General features: G+C 65.9%; 20 protein-coding genes and 1 riboswitch. Of the genes, 15 read left to right on the top strand and 5 right to left on the bottom strand.

Annotated features, from left to right (window positions below; translation table 11 throughout):
- From VFA16_RS23580 to VFA16_RS23600, 5 genes are all read left to right on the top strand, one after another.
- On the top strand, positions 1-1,878 hold a 1,878-nt coding region (locus VFA16_RS23580), incomplete at its 5' end, for a vitamin B12 dependent-methionine synthase activation domain-containing protein (RefSeq protein ID WP_324970164.1).
- Positions 1,879-1,883: 5 nt separating this feature from the next.
- On the top strand, positions 1,884-3,284 hold the full coding sequence (locus tag VFA16_RS23585; RefSeq protein ID WP_324970165.1) for a sugar porter family MFS transporter: 1,401 nt from the start codon (positions 1,884-1,886) through the stop codon (positions 3,282-3,284).
- 117 nt (positions 3,285-3,401) lie between these two features.
- Positions 3,402-3,683 (top strand): phosphoribosyl-ATP diphosphatase, encoded by a 282-nt coding sequence (locus VFA16_RS23590; protein WP_324970166.1) that lies wholly within the window; start codon positions 3,402-3,404, stop codon positions 3,681-3,683.
- A 32-nt stretch (positions 3,684-3,715) separates the two neighbouring features.
- On the top strand, positions 3,716-4,576 hold the full coding sequence (gene hisG, locus VFA16_RS23595) for an ATP phosphoribosyltransferase (RefSeq protein ID WP_324970182.1): 861 nt from the start codon (positions 3,716-3,718) through the stop codon (positions 4,574-4,576).
- 68 nt (positions 4,577-4,644) lie between these two features.
- Positions 4,645-5,127, top strand: coding sequence for a DUF4126 family protein (locus VFA16_RS23600; protein ID WP_324970167.1), 483 nt, complete (start codon positions 4,645-4,647; stop codon positions 5,125-5,127).
- On the opposite strand, the gene VFA16_RS23605 is transcribed toward VFA16_RS23600, so the two are convergent.
- Positions 5,124-6,023, bottom strand: a complete 900-nt coding sequence (locus VFA16_RS23605) for a RecB family exonuclease (RefSeq protein ID WP_324970168.1) — start codon at positions 6,021-6,023, stop codon at positions 5,124-5,126. The genes VFA16_RS23600 and VFA16_RS23605 overlap by 4 nt on opposite strands.
- 214 nt (positions 6,024-6,237) lie before the next feature.
- Here VFA16_RS23605 and VFA16_RS23610 point away from each other — a divergent pair, with 214 nt between their 5' ends.
- Together VFA16_RS23610 and trmI are read left to right on the top strand one after the other, a co-directional pair.
- Positions 6,238-7,209, top strand: coding sequence for a S1C family serine protease (locus VFA16_RS23610; protein WP_324970169.1), 972 nt, complete (start codon positions 6,238-6,240; stop codon positions 7,207-7,209).
- Between the two features lie 73 nt (positions 7,210-7,282).
- A complete protein-coding gene (gene trmI / locus VFA16_RS23615; RefSeq protein ID WP_324970170.1) occupies positions 7,283-8,116 on the top strand; it encodes a tRNA (adenine(58)-N(1))-methyltransferase TrmI in 834 nt (277 codons plus the stop codon).
- 8 nt (positions 8,117-8,124) lie between these two features.
- On the opposite strand, the gene VFA16_RS23620 is transcribed toward trmI, so the two are convergent.
- From VFA16_RS23620 to VFA16_RS23630, 3 genes are read right to left on the bottom strand one after another with little or no spacing between them, the layout of a single operon-like run.
- Entirely contained in the window at positions 8,125-8,421 is a 297-nt protein-coding gene (locus tag VFA16_RS23620; RefSeq protein WP_324970171.1) for a DUF503 domain-containing protein, read from the bottom strand.
- A gap of 9 nt (positions 8,422-8,430) precedes the next feature.
- The gene (locus VFA16_RS23625; RefSeq protein WP_414687796.1) at positions 8,431-8,997 is read right to left on the bottom strand and encodes a hypothetical protein; all 567 of its coding nucleotides are present in this window, start codon (positions 8,995-8,997) and stop codon (positions 8,431-8,433) included.
- 14 nt (positions 8,998-9,011) lie between these two features.
- Entirely contained in the window at positions 9,012-9,506 is a 495-nt protein-coding gene (locus VFA16_RS23630) for a hypothetical protein (RefSeq protein WP_414687797.1), read from the bottom strand.
- A 153-nt stretch (positions 9,507-9,659) separates the two neighbouring features.
- On the opposite strand from VFA16_RS23630, the gene arc reads away from it, so the two are divergent.
- From arc to VFA16_RS23665, 7 genes are all read left to right on the top strand, one after another.
- On the top strand, positions 9,660-11,486 hold the full coding sequence (gene arc, locus VFA16_RS23635) for a proteasome ATPase (protein WP_324970173.1): 1,827 nt from the start codon (positions 9,660-9,662) through the stop codon (positions 11,484-11,486).
- A 114-nt stretch (positions 11,487-11,600) separates the two neighbouring features.
- Positions 11,601-13,097: a pup deamidase/depupylase gene (dop, locus tag VFA16_RS23640; protein WP_324970174.1), complete on the top strand. Its 1,497-nt coding sequence runs from the start codon at positions 11,601-11,603 to the stop codon at positions 13,095-13,097.
- Positions 13,098-13,299: 202 nt separating this feature from the next.
- Positions 13,300-13,494, top strand: a complete 195-nt coding sequence (locus VFA16_RS23645; protein WP_324970175.1) for a ubiquitin-like protein Pup — start codon at positions 13,300-13,302, stop codon at positions 13,492-13,494.
- Complete coding sequence (gene prcB / locus VFA16_RS23650) at positions 13,491-14,378, top strand: proteasome subunit beta (RefSeq protein ID WP_324970176.1); 888 nt, start codon at positions 13,491-13,493, stop codon at positions 14,376-14,378. Before VFA16_RS23645 ends, prcB begins: the two co-directional genes overlap by 4 nt.
- Positions 14,375-15,121, top strand: coding sequence for a proteasome subunit alpha (gene prcA, locus VFA16_RS23655; protein ID WP_324970177.1), 747 nt, complete (start codon positions 14,375-14,377; stop codon positions 15,119-15,121). The genes prcB and prcA overlap by 4 nt, the downstream gene beginning before the upstream one ends.
- A gap of 97 nt (positions 15,122-15,218) precedes the next feature.
- Entirely contained in the window at positions 15,219-15,683 is a 465-nt protein-coding gene (locus VFA16_RS23660; protein ID WP_324970178.1) for an NADAR family protein, read from the top strand.
- A gap of 98 nt (positions 15,684-15,781) precedes the next feature.
- Positions 15,782-15,955: riboswitch (M-box (ykoK) riboswitch) on the top strand.
- Positions 15,956-16,031: 76 nt separating this feature from the next.
- A complete protein-coding gene (locus tag VFA16_RS23665) occupies positions 16,032-17,531 on the top strand; it encodes a stealth family protein (protein WP_324970179.1) in 1,500 nt (499 codons plus the stop codon).
- Positions 17,532-17,574: 43 nt separating this feature from the next.
- On the opposite strand, the gene VFA16_RS23670 is transcribed toward VFA16_RS23665, so the two are convergent.
- Positions 17,575-18,498 carry a phosphodiesterase gene (locus VFA16_RS23670; RefSeq protein WP_324970180.1) on the bottom strand — a complete coding sequence of 308 codons (924 nt, stop codon included), beginning with the start codon at positions 18,496-18,498 and terminating at the stop codon, positions 17,575-17,577.
- A gap of 279 nt (positions 18,499-18,777) precedes the next feature.
- Here VFA16_RS23670 and pafA point away from each other — a divergent pair.
- The coding region (pafA, locus tag VFA16_RS23675) for a Pup--protein ligase (protein ID WP_324970181.1) at positions 18,778-19,721 on the top strand (944 nt) is incomplete at its 3' end.

Consider the following 19,721-nt stretch of genomic DNA (forward strand, 5'->3'; position numbering starts at 1 on the left):
TTCCTGCACGAATGCCAGGAGGCCGGGTTGGATTCGGCGATCGTGCATGCCTCGAAGATCCTGCCCATCAACAGGATCCCGGAAGACCAGCGCGCTGTGGCGCTCGATCTGATCTACGACCGCCGCCGCGACGGCTATGACCCGCTGCAGGAGCTGATGGGCATGTTCGAGGGCGTGTCGGCGGCGTCGTCGAAGGAATCCCGCGCCGCCGAACTGGCCAAGCTGCCGCTGTTCGAGCGGTTGGCTCAGCGCATCGTCGACGGTGAACGCAATGGTCTGGAAGCCGATCTCGACGAGGCGATGACGCAGAAGCCGCCGCTGGCCATCATCAACGAGGACCTGCTGGCCGGTATGAAAACCGTCGGGGAGCTGTTCGGTTCGGGTCAGATGCAGCTCCCGTTCGTGCTGCAGTCGGCCGAGGTGATGAAAGCTGCGGTGGCCTACCTCGAACCGCACATGGAGAAGTCCGACGACGACCAAGGCAAGGGCCGCATCGTGCTCGCCACCGTTAAAGGTGATGTGCACGACATCGGGAAGAACCTCGTCGACATCATCTTGAGCAACAACGGCTACGAGGTCGTCAATCTCGGCATCAAGCAGCCGATCGGCAACATTCTCGAAGTCGCGGAAGACAAGAGCGCCGATGTCGTCGGCATGTCGGGGCTGCTGGTGAAATCCACCGTGGTGATGAAGGAAAATCTCGAGGAGATGAACACCCGCGGGGTGGCCGAGAAGTTTCCGGTACTGCTTGGCGGTGCGGCGTTGACCCGTAGCTACGTCGAAAACGACCTCGCAGACATCTACGAGGGCGAAGTACATTACGCGCGCGACGCTTTCGAGGGCCTCAAGTTGATGGACACCATCATGAGCGCCAAGCGGGGCGAGGCGCCCGACACCGAGAGCCCCGAGGCGATCGTCGCCCGGGAAAAGGAAGCCGAGCGCAAGGCCCGCCACGAGCGCTCGAAGCGCATTGCCGCACAACGCAAAGCCGCTGAAGCGCCGATCGAAATACCTGAGCGCTCCGACGTCGCCGCCGATGTCGAGGTGCCGACGCCGCCGTTCTGGGGGTCGCGGATCGTCAAGGGCTTGGCAGTGGCCGAATACAGCGCACTGCTTGATGAGCGTGCTTTGTTCCTGGGCCAGTGGGGTCTGCGGGGCGCGCGCGGCGGCAATGGCCCGTCGTATGAAGAACTGGTGGAGACCGAAGGGCGACCGCGGTTGCGTTACTGGCTGGACCGGCTGTCCACCGACGGGGTGCTAGCTCACGCCGCGGTGGTGTACGGCTACTTCCCGGCGGTCTCGGAGCGCGACGACGTCATCATCCTTACCGAGCCGACACCGGATGCGCCGGAGCGGTTCCGGTTCACCTTCCCGCGCCAGCAGCGCGACCGGTTCCTCTGTATCGCCGACTTCGTCCGGTCACGGGCGCTGGCCACCGAACGTGGCCAGGTTGATGTGCTGCCGTTCCAGCTAGTGACAATGGGGGATCCGATCGCCGAGTTCGCCAACGAGCTGTTCGCGTCCAACTCCTACCGCGACTACCTCGAGGTGCACGGCATCGGCGTGCAGCTCACCGAGGCGCTGGCCGAGTACTGGCACCGGCGGATCCGCGAGGAGCTGCGCTTCTCCGGCGACCGGGCGATGTCTTCCGAGGACCCGGAAGCCGTCGAAGACTACTTCAAGCTCGGCTACCGCGGCGCCCGGTTCTCGTTCGGCTACGGCGCGTGCCCCGACCTGGAGGACCGGGTCAAGACCATGGCGCTGCTGCAGCCGGAGCGCATCGGGGTGAGCCTGTCGGAGGAGATGCAGCTGCATCCTGAGCAGTCCACCGATGCGTTCATCCTGCATCACCCAGAGGCCAAGTACTTCAACGTCTGACGCCTATGGCTTACTCAGCGTCGGTCCGGACCGCCGTACGGTTCGCGTCGATCGCTGCGCTCGGCGGACTGTTCTTCGGCTACGACGTCTCTGTAACGAACGGGGCAGTGGCGGCGCTGCAGGACCAGTTCCGGGTCGGTAACGCGCTGCTGGGTTTGGCAGCCGGCGCTGGGCTGCTGGGCGCCGCGGCAGGAGCGATTACCGCGGGCCGGATCGCCGACCGGATGGGTCGGCGGTCGATGATGAAGCTTGCGGCCGCGCTGTTTTTGGTGTGCGGGCTGGGCACCGGGCTGGCCGGCAACATCTGGATCTTCGTGGCGTGCCACGCGGTAGGTGGCTTCGGCATCGGTATCGCATCTGTGGTGTCGCCGGCCTACATCGCCGAGATTTCGCCCCCGCGTATCCGCGGTCGGCTGGGCTCGCTGCAGCAGCTCGCCATCGTGTGCGGCATCTTCCTGGCGCTGGCAGTGGACTGGGTGCCGTTCCACATCGCGGGCGGCTCCCGCGAAGAGCTGTGGCTGGGTTTGGCCGCATGGCGCTGGACCTTCCTCGCGGAGGCCATCCCGGCGATCCTCTTCGGTGCGCTGGCTTTCAGGATCCCGGAATCCCCGCGTTACCTCGTTGCCGCCCAACAAATCCCAGAAGCTCGCCGGGGGCTTTCCATGGTGCTCGACGAGCGTGAAGTCGACGTCACGATCAATCGCATTCAGGAGACGCTGAGACGAGACCATCCGCCGTCGTGGCGTGATCTGCGCAAGCCGTCCGGCGGCTTGTACGGCATCGTGTGGGTGGGCCTCGGCGTGGCGGTGTTTCAGCAGCTGGTCGGCATCACCGTGATCTTCTACTACGGCAGCGTGCTGTGGCAGGCGGTGGGGTTCAAGGAGAACGCGTCGTTCGGCATCGCGGTGGCCACCTCCGTCGTCAACGTGGTGATCACGTTGATCGCCATGGCGCTGATCGACAAGGTCGGTCGCAAGCCACTGCTGTTGACCGGGTCCGCGGGCATGGCAGTGATGTTGGCGACACTGTCGGTGGTTTTCACCCAGGTCCCGATCGTCGGAGGCAAGCCGCACCTCACCGGAGCCTCCGGGGTAGTAGCACTGGTGGCCGCCAACGTCTTCGTCGTGGCGTTCGCAGTGTCCTGGGGGCCGGGGCTTTGGGTGCTGTTGGGCGAGATATTTCCGAACCGCATCCGTGCCGCGGCGCTGGGATTGGCGTCCGCCTGCCAGTGGTTGACCAACTTTGCGGTCGCGTTCACGTTCCCGTCGCTGCGCGAAGCGCTCGGCGTGGCGTACGGCTTCTACGCACTGTGCGCCACGTTGTCGTTTGTTTTCGTGTGGCGATATATCCGGGAGACCAAAGGGGTATCGCTGGAAGACATGCACGCCGAGCTGTTGCACGAGTGAGCCGTTTCCCTGCGCGAGCGGGCGTGTCTGTACACAGACACGCCGTCCACGCCGGCATTTCGCGCCCGCTCGCCGCTGAAGCCGACGACAAACTGCCGTGACTTTGCTGGCAGGCACGTGAAACAATCGCTGGCCGTGAAGACTTTCGAGGATCTGTTCGCCGAACTCGGCGAGCGTGCCCGCAACCGACCGGCCGGCAGCGCCACAGTGGCCGCGTTGGACGGCGGAGTCCATGAGCTAGGCAAGAAGATCCTCGAAGAAGCCGGCGAAGTGTGGCTGGCGGCCGAATACGAGCCCGACGACGCGCTGGCCGAAGAAATCAGCCAGTTGCTCTACTGGACACAGGTGTTGATGATCTCGCGTGGACTCAGCCTCGACGATGTGTACCGGAAGCTGTGATGGCGCGGACTGACCGCGGCGGTGCATCATCGATGCTGCGGGTCGCGGTGCCCAACAAGGGTGCGCTCAGCGAGCCGGCGAGCGAAATTTTGTCGGAAGCCGGCTACCGTCGCCGCACCGACCCGAAGGATCTGACCGTCCTGGACCCCGTCAACAATGTCGAGTTCTTTTTCTTGCGGCCCAAAGATATTGCGGTCTACGTCGGATCCGGTGATCTCGACTTTGGGATCACCGGCCGGGACCTGGTGCGTGAGTCCGATGCGCCGGTGCGGGAACGGTTGGCGCTGGGTTTCGGGTCGTCCAGCTTCCGGTATGCAGCGCCTGCGGGTCGCGACTGGACGACCGCGGATTTGGCCGGTGTTCGGATCGCCACCGCTTATCCGAACCTGGTACGAAAGGATTTGGCAGCCAAGGGAATTGAGGCGACCGTGATCCGGCTCGATGGCGCTGTGGAGATTTCGGTGCAGTTGGGAGTCGCCGATGCCATCGCCGACGTGGTGGGCTCCGGTCGCACGCTGGGACTGCATGATTTGGTGGCCTTCGGTGAACCGCTGTGTGATTCCGAAGCGGTGCTCATCGAACGAGCCGACCCCGACCGCCAGGACCCTGCCCACGCTGCGGCCCGCGACCAGATGGTGGCCCGCGTCCAGGGCGTGGTCTTCGGCCAGCAGTATCTGATGCTGGACTACGACTGTCCGCGTTCGGCGCTTGACCAAGCCACCTCGATCACACCGGGGTTGGAGTCACCGACTATCGCGCCGCTGGCCGACCCCGACTGGGTAGCGGTGCGCGCACTGGTACCGCGGCGCGACGTCAATGCGATCATGGACGAGCTAGCCGCGATCGGAGCCAAGGCGATCCTGGCTTCCGACATCCGTTTCTGCCGATTCTGATCACGTCGGGGTATCCGCGCCGCCGCTGTGTTAGCGTGCCGGACTGTCCCCGTGCCAGGAGGATCGCCGTGACGCACTCCCTTGTGCTGCTGTTCGCATTGCTGATCGGCGTCGTCGCCGGATTACGTGCCCTGACAGCTCCCGCGGTGGTCGCATGGGCCGCGCTGCTCGACTGGATCAACCTCGAGGGGACGTGGGCGTCTTGGGTGGCTCACTCGGTGACGGTCGCCATCCTCACCATCCTTGCGGTTATCGAGCTCGTCACCGACAAACTCCCGATGACCCCGAGCCGCACCGCCGCCGCCTCGTTCATCGCGCGAATCCTGCTGGGCGCGTTCGCCGGTGCGGTTATCGGCACCGCATGGGGGTACACCTGGAGCGGGCTCGGCGCGGGTGCCCTCGGCGCGGTGCTCGGCACCCTCGGCGGCTACGAGGCACGTATCCGATTGGTCGGTGCCACCGGCGGCCACGACCGCTCAGTGGCGCTGCTCGAAGACACCGTCGCGGTGCTGGGCGGGCTTGCCGTTGCGGTAATGACAGCGGTTCTCTAGCAAACCATTTCAGCGCCGTCGCCGCCTCTGACCGCGGCCGGCTCCGGGCGCTGGTCAGCGGGCCAGCCCGGATAGGGCGGCGGCGTCCCCCCGAAAGCCGGGCAGCGCTGCTGGTGCGGGCACCAATCGCACAGCCGCGACGGCCTGGACCGGAAATCGCCAGTGGCCCCAGCGGATTGGATCGCCCGCCAGATCGCCATCAGCGTCTTCTCGAAGCGCAGCAGCTCCTCGTGCTCGGGGGAGTAGTCGAGCAGCTCACCGTCGGCCAAGTAGATGAGCCGCAGCCGGGTGGGCAGCACACCGCGCGACCGCAGCAGTGCCACCGCATAGAACTTCATCTGAAATAAGGCTTTGAATTCCGCGAGTGCGCGCGCCGCCGGCGGCGCCTTGCCCGTCTTGTAGTCGACCACCCGCAGCTCACCAGTCGGTGCGACGTCGATGCGGTCGATATAGCCACGCAGCAGCGTGCCGTCGGCCAGCTCTACCTCGACGCGCTGCTCGCAGCTTTGCGGATCGAACCGGGTCGGGTCCTCCAGCCGGTAGTACCCGGACAACAACGCGCGGGCCTCGTCGAGCAATTCGGCCAGCTGCTCCGGGCCAAGGGCGTTGGCCAACCCGGGCTCCTCGGCGACCATCTGCTCCCAGGCCGGCGCCACCAGCGCCAGCGCGGTGTCACGGTCACGCTGCAGCGGCGGCAAGGCATAGAGCTGTTCGAGTGCGGTATGGACCACCGATCCCCGCAACTGGGCTGTCGACGGCGGCTCCGGCAACCGGTCGATCGCGCGGAACCGATACAGCAGAGGGCACTGTTTGAAGTCGGCCGCCCGTGACGGTGACAACGCCGGCCGCACCGCTTCCGCGGACGCAGCAGGCGCACCGGCGCACGTCGATGTCATGGCCTGATGCAATCACAAAGGACCGACAAAAACCCGCTACCACACCGATGTCTGTGTCCAAACGGATTAGGGAGAGCCACTGATGCGGTTCGGGACCTCGTCGGGTCGGCCACAAGGTTTGCTGACCGCGCAAACAGGGAAAGTTGCATCCGTGGGTGGAAGGCGCTCGCTATGCCAGCCACAAGCAATTGACTTCACAAAGGATCGTCAACCGATGACTCAGGCCAGGCACGTGCGTGCCGTCGGGCATACTCATCAGGGCCGCGTGCCCTTGAGCCTGCCCGGCTCGGACGGCGCCGTGCACGAGCCGCGCCACCACAAAGGCATTCACCGGCAGTCCCGCCGGCGTGACCCGGTCGCCAAACCACATATCCGCGCATTGACGGCAATGGCAGCGGTAGCCGTGATCTCGGCCGGCATCGGGGCGGGCGCGGCAACAGCGGTTAACCGGTTGCGGCTCACCGACGCCAGCACACTGGCCGCCAGTCAGGCACCGGCTGCCTCGGCAGTGGCGCAAGTGGAGCAGGTTGCGGCAAAAGTCGTGCCGGCCGTGGTGAAGTTGCAAACCGATGCGGGCGCTGAATTCACCACTGGCTCAGGCATTGTGCTGAGCCCGGACGGGCTGATTCTGACCAACGACCACGTGGTGTCGGCTCCAGATGCCGACCCCAACGGCGCGGCTGAGACACGCACCGTCGCGACACTCGCGGACGGCCGCGTCGTACCCGTTAGTGTGGTGGCCAGCGATCCGGCCAGTGACCTCGCAGTGGTTCGAGCGCACGGTGTCTCGGGGCTTACCCCCATCACCTTCGGCTCGTCGGCGCAGCTTCACGTCGGCCAAACCGTCGTGGCGGTGGGATCACCCCTGGGACTGACCGACACAGTGAGCACCGGCATCATCAGCGCGTTGCACCGCCGGCTGCCCAGCCGCAGTGGTGGCAGCGACCGGATCGACGTACCCGACGCCATCCAAACCGACGCTGCGATGAACCCCGGAAGCTCCGGCGGCGCCCTGGTCGATATGACCGGCGCGCTCGTCGGGGTCAACTGTGCGATCGCGGTGGTGGGCGATGACAGCGGCCAGGGCCGAATCGGTTCCACCGGTTTGGGTTTCGCCATCCCGGCCGATCACGCCAAGCGCGTCGCGGATGCGCTCATCGCCGGCGGCGCCGCCCCGCGCACATGATGCGGACGCACTGCCCCAACGCGACGAACCCCCCGCACCGGTTATGGCGTGTGTGCTGGCACGCTAGACGACTGTGTCCGCAACCGGCCCGTTCGCTGTGGGCGACCGTGTCCAGCTAACCGACACCAAGGGTCGCCGCTACACGGTGCTGCTCACCGAGGGCGCCGAGTTCCACACCCACCGCGGCGCAATCGCGCACGACGCGGTGATCGGCCTGCCGGAGGGCAGCGTCGTGAAATCCAGCAACGGCGACGACTTCTTGGCGCTGCGCCCGCTGCTCGTGGACTACGTGATGTCGATGCCACGCGGTGCCCAGGTGGTCTATCCCAAAGACGCCGCGCAGATCGTGCATGAGGGCGACATCTTCCCCGGCGCCCGGGTATTGGAAGCCGGCGCCGGATCCGGCGCACTGACCTGCTCACTGTTGCGGGCGGTCGGGCCGCACGGGCAGGTGATCTCCTACGAGGTGCGCGCCGACCACGCCGAGCATGCCCGCCGCAATGTCGAGACGTTCTACGGAGGCCGGCCGGACAACTGGCAACTGGTCATCGCCGACCTCGCGGACTGCGATTTACCCGCCGGCGCCGTGGACCGCGTGGTGCTCGACATGCTCGCGCCGTGGGACGTACTGGATGCTGTGTCGCAGGTGCTAATCGCCGGTGGTGTGCTGATGATCTACGTGGCCACCGTCACCCAGCTGTCGAAGACCGTGGAGACATTGCGGCAACAGCAGTGCTGGACCGAGCCGCGAGCGTGGGAGACGCTGCAACGCGGCTGGAACGTCGTGGGCCTGGCGGTCCGGCCGGAGCACACCATGCGCGGCCACACCGCGTTTCTGGTCTGCGCGCGCCGGCTTGCCCCGGGAACCACCACGCCCACGGTCTTGCGCCGCAAGCGGCAGCTGTAAGCAACTGGTCAGTCGTCGTCGCTGCGCTGCAGACCCCGGCGCACCGACAACAACTCGAACTCCGGGTGTGCGGCCACCAAGCGTTCAGCGGCGTCGAGTACCTCGACGGTATGGCCGCGATCGCCCGACACCAGGGCCACACCAATGCCGGCCCGCCGGTACAGATCGTGCGACCCGGTCTCGGCGGCTGACACGCTGAGCTTGCGCTGCAGTTCGGCCACAAGCGGCCGGATCACCGAGCGCTTCTGCTTGAGGGAGCGCACGTCGCCGAGCAGCACGTCGAACTCGAGCCAGCCGATCCACATACCAGTTGGTTACGGCGTCGGCGTCGGCGTAGGCGGCGGCGTACCGGTCTGCGAGTTCCCGAAACCGAGCAGCATGTCGGCCGTCTGATGCGACAACTGCCAGCCACCTGGATAGGGCTTGAACTCCATCGGAAACGAAAACCCCGGAGCGTCCCGATTCGGTGAGGTCACGTTGACGGTGGCCACCACATCGGCCGGATCCTTGTCCGACCAGGCGATGTCGGTCGCATTGAACGTCACCGGCGCATAGCCGCCGTCGACCAACGCGGTGGCGAACTTTTCCAGAGCCGCGGCGTTATCCGGTGTCGCGCTTTCAACCAGATCGAGCTTTTGGTTGCCCGGCACCGCGGGGTCGGCCAGCCGGTACAGCACGTCGGTGAGCGCCTGTGCTGGGGGGAGCGGCGGAGTCTGCGGAGTGGGCGCGGGATTCGGCGCCACAGCTGTCGATGCAACAGATGACGACGCCGCAGCTGATGACGACGGGGCAGAGCCGTGCTCGCTATGCGAGCACCCTGATAGCCCAAGTGCCGCCACAACAGTGGCGGCACTCAAGGCGACGACGAGCTGCCGGCGCATCCATCCAGCAGCGGTCAGCCGGAGGCCTGCACGGCCTGCAGCAGCGACATCGCCGAACTACGGGACAGCTTCCAGGTGCCCTGGTTGACGAACGTGATGTTTTGGGTGGTCGGCGCAAGGTTCGGACCAGAGGCAGTGATATCCGCCGAGGCGGCGCCGGGACCTGCCGGCGCGATGTTCGCGACGGTGAACGACAGCGGAAGGGATCCGTTTTGAGCCGCTTTTTGCAGCTTCCGGTCGGCGATGCGGCCTTCGACTCCGCCGACGCCGCCTTCGACCAGATTGCTCTTGCTCGCAAACGGAATGTTGGGATTCTGCAGGCCGTTCAGAACGCTCACCAGTTGGTCGGGGGTGGGCACGTCGGCTGCCGGATCAAGCGGCAGCGGCGCGCCGAAGGCGACCGGCTGCACGTGAGGCGCCGACGGGGCCACGGATGCAATCGAGGTCACACCAGCGGCTGCCGCACCGATTGCAGCAACGGCCGCCAAGCCTGTGGCTAGGGATTTCACGCTTTCCGCTGTCCTTTCGATCGGCCTGATTCGGTGCGAAGGCTACCAGTGGGTACTTATCTGTTGAATTTTGATCCCCACACGAATGCCAAATCGCCGGTAGCGTTGAAGTATCCGCCGCGCCAACATCCGGCGCCGCGAAAGGAGCTCAACATGGGTGACTCAGAGCGTGAAATGTTCGGACCCCCTCGTGACCGAGAGTTGTCCAGCGACGACGCCGCCGAATTAGAAGAGTTGCGACGGGAAGCCGCGCTGCTTCGCGAGCAACTCGACAACGCCGTGGGGTCGCAGGGAACTGTGCGGGGAGCCCGTGATGTGCACCAGCTCGAGGCGCGTATCGACTCGCTCGCTGCCCGTAACTCCAAGCTGATGGAAACCCTGAAGGAAGCCCGCCAGCAGCTGCTGGCGCTGCGCGAGGAAGTCGACCGGCTGGGCCAGCCGCCCAGTGGTTACGGCGTGCTGCTGTCCACTCATGACGACAACACCGTCGACGTGTTCACCTCCGGCCGGAAAATGCGACTGACGTGCTCACCGAACATTGACGCCACCGCCCTTAAGAAGGGCCAAACCGTCCGGTTGAATGAAGCCCTGACGGTTGTCGAGGCCGGCACATACGAATCGGTCGGAGAAATTTCCACCTTGCGTGAAATTCTTTCCGACGGTCACCGGGCCTTGGTGGTCGGGCACGCCGACGAGGAACGCATCGTCTGGCTTGCCGAGCCGCTGGTTGCTGAAGACCTGCCCGAGGGGATCCCGGACGCGCTCAACGACGACACGAAGCCACGCAAGCTGCGTCCCGGCGACTCGCTGCTGGTCGACACCAAGGCCGGCTATGCGTTCGAGCGCATCCCGAAGGCGGAGGTCGAAGACCTCGTGCTGGAGGAGGTGCCCGACGTCAGCTACGACGACATCGGTGGCCTGTCCCGCCAGATCGAGCAGATCCGCGACGCGGTCGAGCTGCCGTTCCTGCACAAGGAGCTCTACAAGGAGTACGCGCTGCGCCCACCCAAGGGTGTGCTGCTCTACGGACCGCCAGGCTGCGGCAAGACGCTGATCGCCAAGGCGGTGGCCAACTCGCTGGCCAAGAAGATGGCCGAGGTCCGCGGCGACGACGCCAAGGAGGCCAAGTCGTACTTCCTCAACATCAAAGGGCCCGAGCTGCTGAACAAGTTCGTCGGCGAGACCGAGCGCCACATCCGGTTGATCTTCCAGCGGGCCCGCGAAAAGGCGTCCGAAGGAACACCGGTGATCGTGTTCTTCGACGAGATGGACTCGATCTTCCGCACCCGCGGCACGGGCGTTTCCTCCGACGTGGAGACGACGGTCGTCCCGCAGCTGCTGTCCGAGATCGACGGCGTCGAGGGGCTGGAGAACGTCATCGTGATCGGCGCCTCCAACCGCGAGGACATGATCGACCCGGCGATCCTGCGGCCCGGCCGCCTGGACGTCAAGATCAAGATCGAACGGCCGGATGCCGAAGCGGCGCAGGACATCTTCTCCAAGTACCTCACCGAGGACCTGCCGCTGCACGCCGACGACCTGGCCGAGTTCGGCGGCGACCGCTCCGCTTGCATCAAAGCGATGATCGAGAAGGTCGTCGAGCGGATGTACGCCGAGATCGACGAGAACCGGTTCCTGGAGGTCACCTACGCCAACGGTGACAAGGAAGTCATGTACTTCAAGGACTTCAACTCCGGAGCGATGATCCAAAACGTCGTCGACCGGGCGAAGAAGAACGCGATCAAGTCGGTGCTGGAGACCGGTCAGCCGGGCTTGCGTATTCAGCATCTGCTGGATTCGATCGTCGACGAGTTCGCCGAGAACGAGGACCTGCCCAACACCACCAACCCCGATGACTGGGCGCGCATCTCGGGCAAGAAGGGCGAGCGGATCGTCTACATCCGCACGCTGGTCACCGGCAAGAGCTCCAGCGCGTCGCGGGCCATCGACACCGAGTCCAACCTCGGCCAGTACCTGTAGTCGCCTTTGTCGCGAGCGGGCGTGTTTGCACGCCGACACGCCGCAAGGGCCGTACAACTGCGCCCGCTCGCGGCGCGACTAGCCGCGCATCGGCCGTCGCCTAGGCTTTAAGCCATGCAAAGGATTATCGGGACGGAGGTCGAGTACGGCATCTCGTCGCCGTCGGACCCGACCGCGAACCCGATCCTCACCTCGACCCAAGCGGTGCTGGCCTACGCGGCAGCCGCCGGCATTCAGCGCGCCAAGCGCACCCGCTGGGACTACGAGGTGGAGTCACCGCTGCGCGATGCCCGCGGGTTCGACCTGAGCCGCTCAGCCGGCCCGCCGCCTGTGGTCGACGCCGACGAAGTGGGCGCCGCGAACATGATCTTGACCAACGGGGCGCGGCTCTACGTCGACCACGCTCACCCCGAATACTCCGCGCCCGAATGCACCGACCCACTAGACGCCGTGATCTGGGACAAGGCCGGCGAGCGGGTGATGGAGGCGGCCGCCCGCCACGTCGCCAGCGTGCCGGGCGCGGTGAAGCTGCAGCTGTACAAGAACAACGTCGACGGCAAGGGCGCCTCTTACGGCTCGCACGAGAACTACCTGATGAGCCGCCAGACCCCGTTTTCGGCCGTCATCGTGGGCCTGACTCCGTTCCTGGTGTCCCGGCAGGTAATCACCGGCCAAGGCCGGGTGGGCATCGGCCCCGCCGGAGACGAACCCGGTTTTCAGCTCGCGCAGCGCGCCGACTACATCGAGGTCGAGGTCGGCCTGGAAACCACGCTCAAACGCGGCATCATCAACACCCGCGACGAGCCGCACGCCGACGCCGACCGATACCGGCGGCTGCACGTCATCATCGGTGATGCCAACCTCGCCGAGACGTCGACGTATCTGAAACTCGGTACCACGGCGCTGGTGCTCGACCTGATCGAAGAGGGCATCGACTTAAGCGATCTGGCGCTAGCACGTCCGGTGCACGCCGTACACACCATCAGCCGTGACCCGTCGCTACGGGCCACGGTCGCGCTCGCCGACGGCCGCGAACTGACCGGGCTTGCCCTGCAACGGATTTACCTGGACCGAGTGGCCAAGCTGGTCGACTCCCGTGACTCCGACCCTCGTGCCAACGACATCGTGGAAACCTGGGCGCACGTCCTCGACCTGCTCGAGCGCGACCCGATGGAGTGCGCCGAGCTGCTGGACTGGCCGGCCAAGCTGCGCCTGCTCGAAGGGTTCCGCCAACGGGAAAACCTCAGCTGGTCGGCGCCCCGGTTGCATCTGGTCGACCTGCAGTACTCCGACGTCCGGTTGGACAAGGGCCTCTACAACCGGCTGGTCGCCCGTGGCTCGATGAAGCGGCTGGTCACCGAACAACAGGTGCTCAACGCGGTGGAGAACCCGCCCACCGACACCCGCGCCTACTTCCGCGGCGAGTGCCTGCGCCGGTTCGGCGCCGACATCGCCGCCGCCAGCTGGGACTCGGTGATCTTCGACCTCGGCGGTGACTCGCTGGTGCGGATTCCCACGCTGGAGCCGTTGCGGGGCAGCAAGGCGCACGTCGGGGCGCTGCTGGATTCTGTCGACAGTGCCGTCGAACTGGTGGAACAACTGACGACGTGAGCTCCGTCCGGCGCCGATGCAGGCCTCAAGGCCTGAGGAGAAGCCGGACTATCAGGCTTCGTCCGGCGCCGATGCAGGCCTCAAGGCCTGAGGAGAAGCCGGACAATGGAGCTCAAGCCCGGGGAAAGGTCGGTGTGGACCGGTAGGGTAGAGGAACCGGCGCCGGCGTGATGCGGCGCCGATGACGAAGCAGGAGGCAGCGATGGCTCAGGAGCAGACCAAGCGTGGCGGTGGCGGCGGCGATGGCGACGACCTCACCGGCAGCAACGCCGCGGGCCAGGAGCGTCGCGAAAAGCTGACCGAGGAAACCGACGATCTGCTCGACGAGATCGACGACGTTCTGGAGGAGAACGCCGAGGACTTCGTGCGCGCGTACGTCCAAAAGGGCGGACAGTGACCTGGCCGTTCCGCGATCGCCTGGTCACTAATTCAGCACTTCCCGGAGTCCCCGCCAGCCCTGTAGATCTGTCCTCGTTCGCCGACTTCCTGCGCCGCCAGGCGCCGGAACTGTTGCCGGTGTCCGCGGGCGGCGCCGAGCCGCTCGGGGCCGGCGGCCAGCTGCCGCACGGGACAACGATCGTCGCGCTGAAATACCCCGGTGGTGTCGTCATGGCCGGCGACCGGCGCTCCACCCAGGGCAACATGATCGCCGGGCGCGACATCAAGAAGGTGTACATCACCGACGACTACACCGCGACCGGCATCGCCGGCACCGCGGCCATCGCCGTCGAGTTCGCTCGGCTTTACGCCGTCGAGCTCGAGCACTACGAAAAGCTCGAGGGTGTGCCGCTGACCTTCGCCGGCAAAGTCAACCGGCTGGCGATCATGGTCCGAGGCAATCTCGGCGCCGCGATGCAGGGGCTGGTCGCACTGCCGCTGCTGGCCGGGTTCGACATCGACGACCCGGATCCAGAGAAGGCGGGCCGCATCGTGTCATTCGACGCCGCCGGCGGCTGGAACATCGAGGAAGAGGGCTATCAGGCGGTGGGCTCGGGCTCGATCTTCGCCAAGTCATCGATGAAAAAGCTGTACTCGCAAGTGACCGACGCCGATTCGGCGCTGCGGGTGGCCGTCGAGGCGCTCTACGACGCCGCTGACGACGACTCCGCCACCGGCGGCCCGGACCTGGTACGCGGCATCTTCCCCACGGCGGTCAGCATCGGACCCGACGGCGCCGTCGACGTGCCCGAGGAGCGCATCGCCGAACTGGCCCGCGAGGTCATCGAAAACCGGTCGCGCGCCGATACCTTCGGCCCGGACGCGCAAGCGGGTGAGAAGTGAGCTTCCCGTATTTCATTTCGCCCGAGCAGGCGATGCGCGAGCGCAGCGAGCTTGCGCGCAAGGGCATCGCGCGGGGACGCAGCGTGGTGGCGCTGGCCTACGCCGGCGGCGTGTTGTTCGTCGCCGAAAACCCGTCGCGCTCACTGCAGAAAATCAGCGAGCTCTACGACCGGGTCGGCTTCGCAGCCGCCGGCAAGTTCAACGAATTCGACAACCTGCGCCGCGGCGGCATCCAATTCGCCGACACCCGCGGCTATGCCTACGACCGCCGCGACGTCACGGGCCGCCAGCTGGCCAACGTCTACGCCCAGACCCTGGGCACCATCTTCACCGAGCAGGCCAAGCCCTACGAGGTCGAGCTCTGCGTGGCCGAGGTGGCTCACTACGGCGAGTCCAAACCCCCTGAGCTGTACCGGATCACCTACGACGGATCGATCAACGACGAGCCGCACTACGTCGTCATGGGCGGCACCACCGAGCCGATCGCCAACGCACTCAAGGATTCCTACGCCGAAAATGCCGACTTGGCCGACGCGGTGCGGATCGCCGTCGAGGCGCTGCGCGCGGGCAGCGGCAACGGCTCCGGCGACCAGCCGGCCCTGGGTGTGTCGAGCCTGGAAGTCGCGATCCTCGACCAGAACCGGCCGCGGCGGGCGTTTCGGCGGATCACCGGCGCGGCGCTGGAATCGCTGCTGCCCAAACCCGAGGCTTCCGGCTCAGCTGACGGCAAGTCGTCGAAATAACCCACCGATCGAAGGTCGCGCACGCGGCGTGATGCGTATTCGACCGGTCGCGTAGCTTGGCCCACAAGACAGGATTGCAAGCTGCGGAGGTCGCCAGATGAGCGCGCTGCATATCCCGGTGATCGACTCCTTCGCGGGGCCATACCTGTTCTTGTCGAACTTCGCGCCCGCGCCCACGCCGCATCGAGGTTGGCTGTATCCGACCAGTGAACATGCCTTCGCCGCCGCGAAAACACGCGACCCGGCCGCGGTGGCGGCCATCCGCGACACCGACGATCCGGCACGCGCCAAGCAGATCGGCCGTGCCGCGCCGCTGGTCGAGGGCTGGGAAGGCGGAGGCAAATTCGCGGTGATGGACGAGGTCGTCAGCGCCAAGTTCGACCACAATTCCGACCTGGCCCGCCAGCTACTGGACACCCACGGCGTACTGCTGGTGGAAGGAAACACCTGGCATGACCAGGTGTGGGGATCGTGCCGGTGCGACCAGCACTGCGACATTCCCGGCGGAAACGCGCTCGGCGTCATCCTGATGGCCGTGCGGTTACGGCTGGCCGCGCGCTAGCGCTCGGTCCACCCCCGACGCGGGACCCCAACAACAGCAACGGCTTTGGCCGCATCCCGGACAGTGTTGCCGAACGCTGAAATCGGTGCTACCTTGCGGGAGCACCTCGTTAGGCGAGGCTCCTGGACGAACATAGGCCACTGATCTGACGACGTCGAGAGACGCCCAAGATCAGGACAGATCTCCCCGGCTTAAGGGGTGGTCCCAAGTGGCTTTCCCGCATCCGCGGGCATACGTCGGCCAGTGCCAAAGCTCAACGTGTGAGGGCAATGTCGCCGCTGGACCGCATCTGCGTGTCCCTCTGTGTGCATGTTTTGGCCGGGATCAAGTACGGAAGGCGGTGTTCCCATGACCAGCACGATCGACGTCCACGTCGTCGGCTCAGCCGATGGGCTGCGCCTGACTCCGTATGAGGCTATGCAGCAGGACTTGCTGTACATCCGCCGCGAGCTGGAGCGCGCAGGTATTCCGTTCTTGCTCATCCGCGGTGCCGACGGGCGCCCCGCACTCGTGGTTGATATTGCTCTGCGCGCCCGGGTCGCCGACGCTTTGATGGCGGCCTGCCTGGACGCGCCGCTGCGCGCCAAGGTTCTCGACGGAACTGGATGCCGCTCTGTGTATCTCGGTGACGGGCTGCTCTCGGTCGCACCTGATCCGCGGCTGCTGCGGATATTCCGCCGGCGCGAATGTCCGCGCTCGGGCATGCGTTACGGCGCCTCCGCCGGCGTAGAACTGCAGTTCTGGGTGTTCGACGGACAGCAGGCGGTCTGTCCGATCGAGAACTCACTGACCCGCAAGACGTTGGCGCTCAGCGAAGTTGAGTACACAGAAGTCGAACTGCACGGCCGGACGTGGCCGACAATCGCCGGGATGTTCACCCCGCACGCCGGGGACATCACGTTCGACATCGACATGGTGTTCTCCTGGGTGGACGGCAACGACCCGGAGTTCCGGGCGCGCCGGGCGGCGGCGATGGCCAATCACCTCGTCGGGGAAGGCGACGACGCCGACGCGCGGATCCGTCACATCGACGAGCTCAAGTACGCCCTGCGGTCGGTGCACGCATTCGCGCCGTGGGTGCGCCGCATCTTCATCGCGACCGACTCGCCGGTACCGCAGTGGCTGGCCCCCCACCCGAAGATCACCATCGTGCGCGCCGAGGAGCACTTCACCGACCTTTCCGCGCTGCCGGTGTACAACAGCCACGCGGTGGAAACCCAACTGCACCACATCCCCGGCCTGGCTGAACATTTCCTGTACTCCAATGACGACATGTTCTTCGGGCGGCCGCTGTCGCCGGCGATGTTCTTCTCCCCGGGTGGGGTCACCAAGTTCATCGAAGCCGGAACCCGAATCGGCCTGGGGGCCAACCACCCCGAGCGCAGCGGCTTCGAAAACGCGGCACGGGTCAATCGGCAACTGTTGTGGGATAGGTTCGGCAAGATCATCACCCGCCACCTGGAGCACACCGCTGCTCCGTTGCGCAAGAGCGTGCTGTTCGAGCTCGAGCGCGCGTTCCCGCAAGACTTTGCCCGAACTCAGGCGAGCCGTTTCCGGTCCAGCACCGACATTTCGGTGACCAACTCGCTGTACCACTACTACGCCCTGATGACCGGGCGGGCGGTGCAGAACGAGGCGGCGAAGGTGCTCTACGTGGACACCACCTTGCGGTCAGGGCTGGCGAAACTGCCGAAGCTGCTGAAGAAGCGCAAGTTCGACTTCTTCTGCCTCAATGACGGCAGCTTCCCCGAGGTGAGCGCGCAGGAGCGGGCTCGTGTGGTCGGCGAGTTTCTCGAAAGCTACTTCCCGGTGCCCGCACCGTGGGAGCGCGCCGTCGCCGACGAGTGAGACCACCCAGCGGGCGGGTGCGTTGATCACCGTCCGCTGGGAATCACCTGCGGTGCGCCAATTGCGGTGGGATGCGGGGTATTCGGGTGGCCGGCAGGATGCTCACCTCAGCGTCGCTGAGTTCACGCTGAACAGTGTCCGGCGGGACGAACCGCCCCACGGTGGGACCGGCGGCCAGCGGAATGACAGTGTGCACGACCGTGTCTGGGTAACAGTGCACCAGATTGAACGCTTGTGCGCCGTCACGGCCACGGGTTCCCGGGGTCAGCAGATCTTGGGTGTAACAGCTGGCCGAGGCCACCGACACCGGGATGCCGGCGAACGTGGCTGCGGTGGAGTAGTGGAGGTGTCCGGCCAGGATGCTGCGCACGTCGGTGCCGCGGACAACGTCGGCCAGCGGTGTCTGGTCGCGCAGTTCCACCATCACGGCGAGATCCTGCATGCACGGGATGGGCGGGTGGTGCATGGCGAGGATGGTGCCGAAGGGAGCGGGGTCGGCCAGCTGGTCGGCCAGCCACCGCAACTGCTGGGGTGCGATCTTCCCGTGGTGGTGGCCGGGAACCGATGTGTCCAGCACGATCACACGCAATCCGGCGATGTCGTGCACCCGGTCTATCGGCGCCATCGTCGGGCTCTCACGCAACAGGTGTTGGCGCAGCGCGGCTCGATTGTCGTGGTTGCCCATCACCCAAATAATTTGAGCGCCAAGGCGATCGGCCAACGGCTCGACGAGTTCGCGCAACTTGCGGTAGGCGTCCGGCTGGCCGGTGTCGGCCAGGTCGCCAGTGAAGATCAACGCGTCGGGACGGGTTTTGGAGGCATCGAGCCGCTGAAGCAGCTCGGAAAATCGGGCGTCGGCGTCGACGTGTCCATACAGGTCGTCGTCGCCGGCTACCAGGTGGGTGTCGCTGATGTGGGCAATGACGTGGTCCGGCCGCGGATGCTCCGCGGCCCTGGGTCTATCCACCGGACTACAAGCACCTCCCTGACGGGCAACTGGCACTGTCGACTTTACCGAAGCGGTATTGGAACGCCGGTAAAGCGGGCCTTGACGTCGAGTGACGTTAGGACGAACTACGCGGCCTGGTGGTCGTACCTGCCGTGGCCGCCGAACCGGGTCACCGAGGATCAGCGGATTCTGCGACCACGACCGGCAGCCGTCGATGAGCCGGCGCAGCAGGGCCGCCTACATCATCCACAGCGGGGCTTCCACACCCTTTGCGCGTTTAACCAGTACGCTCGAATCGTGCAGCGGCGAATCATGGGCATCGAGACCGAATTCGGTGTCACCTGCACATTTCACGGCCACCGGCGTCTGTCTCCCGACGAGGTGGCCCGTTACCTGTTTCGCCGGGTGGTGTCGTGGGGTCGCAGCTCGAACGTGTTCCTGCGCAACGGCGCGCGGCTCTACCTCGACGTGGGCAGCCATCCGGAGTATGCGACCGCCGAGTGCGACAACCTGGTGCAGCTGGTCACCCACGACCGCGCCGGCGAGCGGGTGCTGGAAGACCTGCTGATTGACGCCGAGCAGCGGCTGGCCGACGAGGGCATCGGCGGCGACATTTACCTGTTCAAGAACAACACCGACTCGGCCGGCAACTCCTACGGCTGCCACGAGAACTACCTGATCGTGCGGGCCGGCGAGTTTTCGCGGATCTCCGACGTGCTGCTGCCGTTCCTGGTGACCCGCCAGCTGATCTGCGGAGCCGGGAAAGTGCTGCAAACGCCCAAGGCCGCCACCTTCTGCCTGAGTCAGCGCGCCGAGCACATCTGGGAGGGCGTCTCAAGCGCAACGACCCGATCACGCCCGATCATCAACACCCGCGACGAGCCGCATGCCGACGCCGAAAAGTACCGGCGCCTGCACGTCATCGTCGGCGACTCCAACATGTGCGAGACCACCACCATGCTCAAGGTGGGTACCGCGGCGCTGGTGCTGGAGATGATCGAAGCCGGGGTGGCGTTCCGCGACTTCTCGCTCGACAACCCCATCCGTGCGATCCGCGAGGTCAGCCACGACATCACCGGTCGGCGCCCGGTGCGGCTGGCCGGCGGGCGGCAGGCCAGTGCGCTGGACATCCAGCGCGAGTACTACACGCGCGCCGTCGAGCATTTGCAGACCCGGGAGCCCAACGCCCAGATCGAGCAGGTCGTCGACCTGTGGGGGCGTCAGCTCGACGCCGTTGAAAG

Source organism: Mycobacterium sp. (assembly GCF_035653355.1).
In the GTDB taxonomy this organism is placed as follows: domain Bacteria; phylum Actinomycetota; class Actinomycetes; order Mycobacteriales; family Mycobacteriaceae; genus Mycobacterium.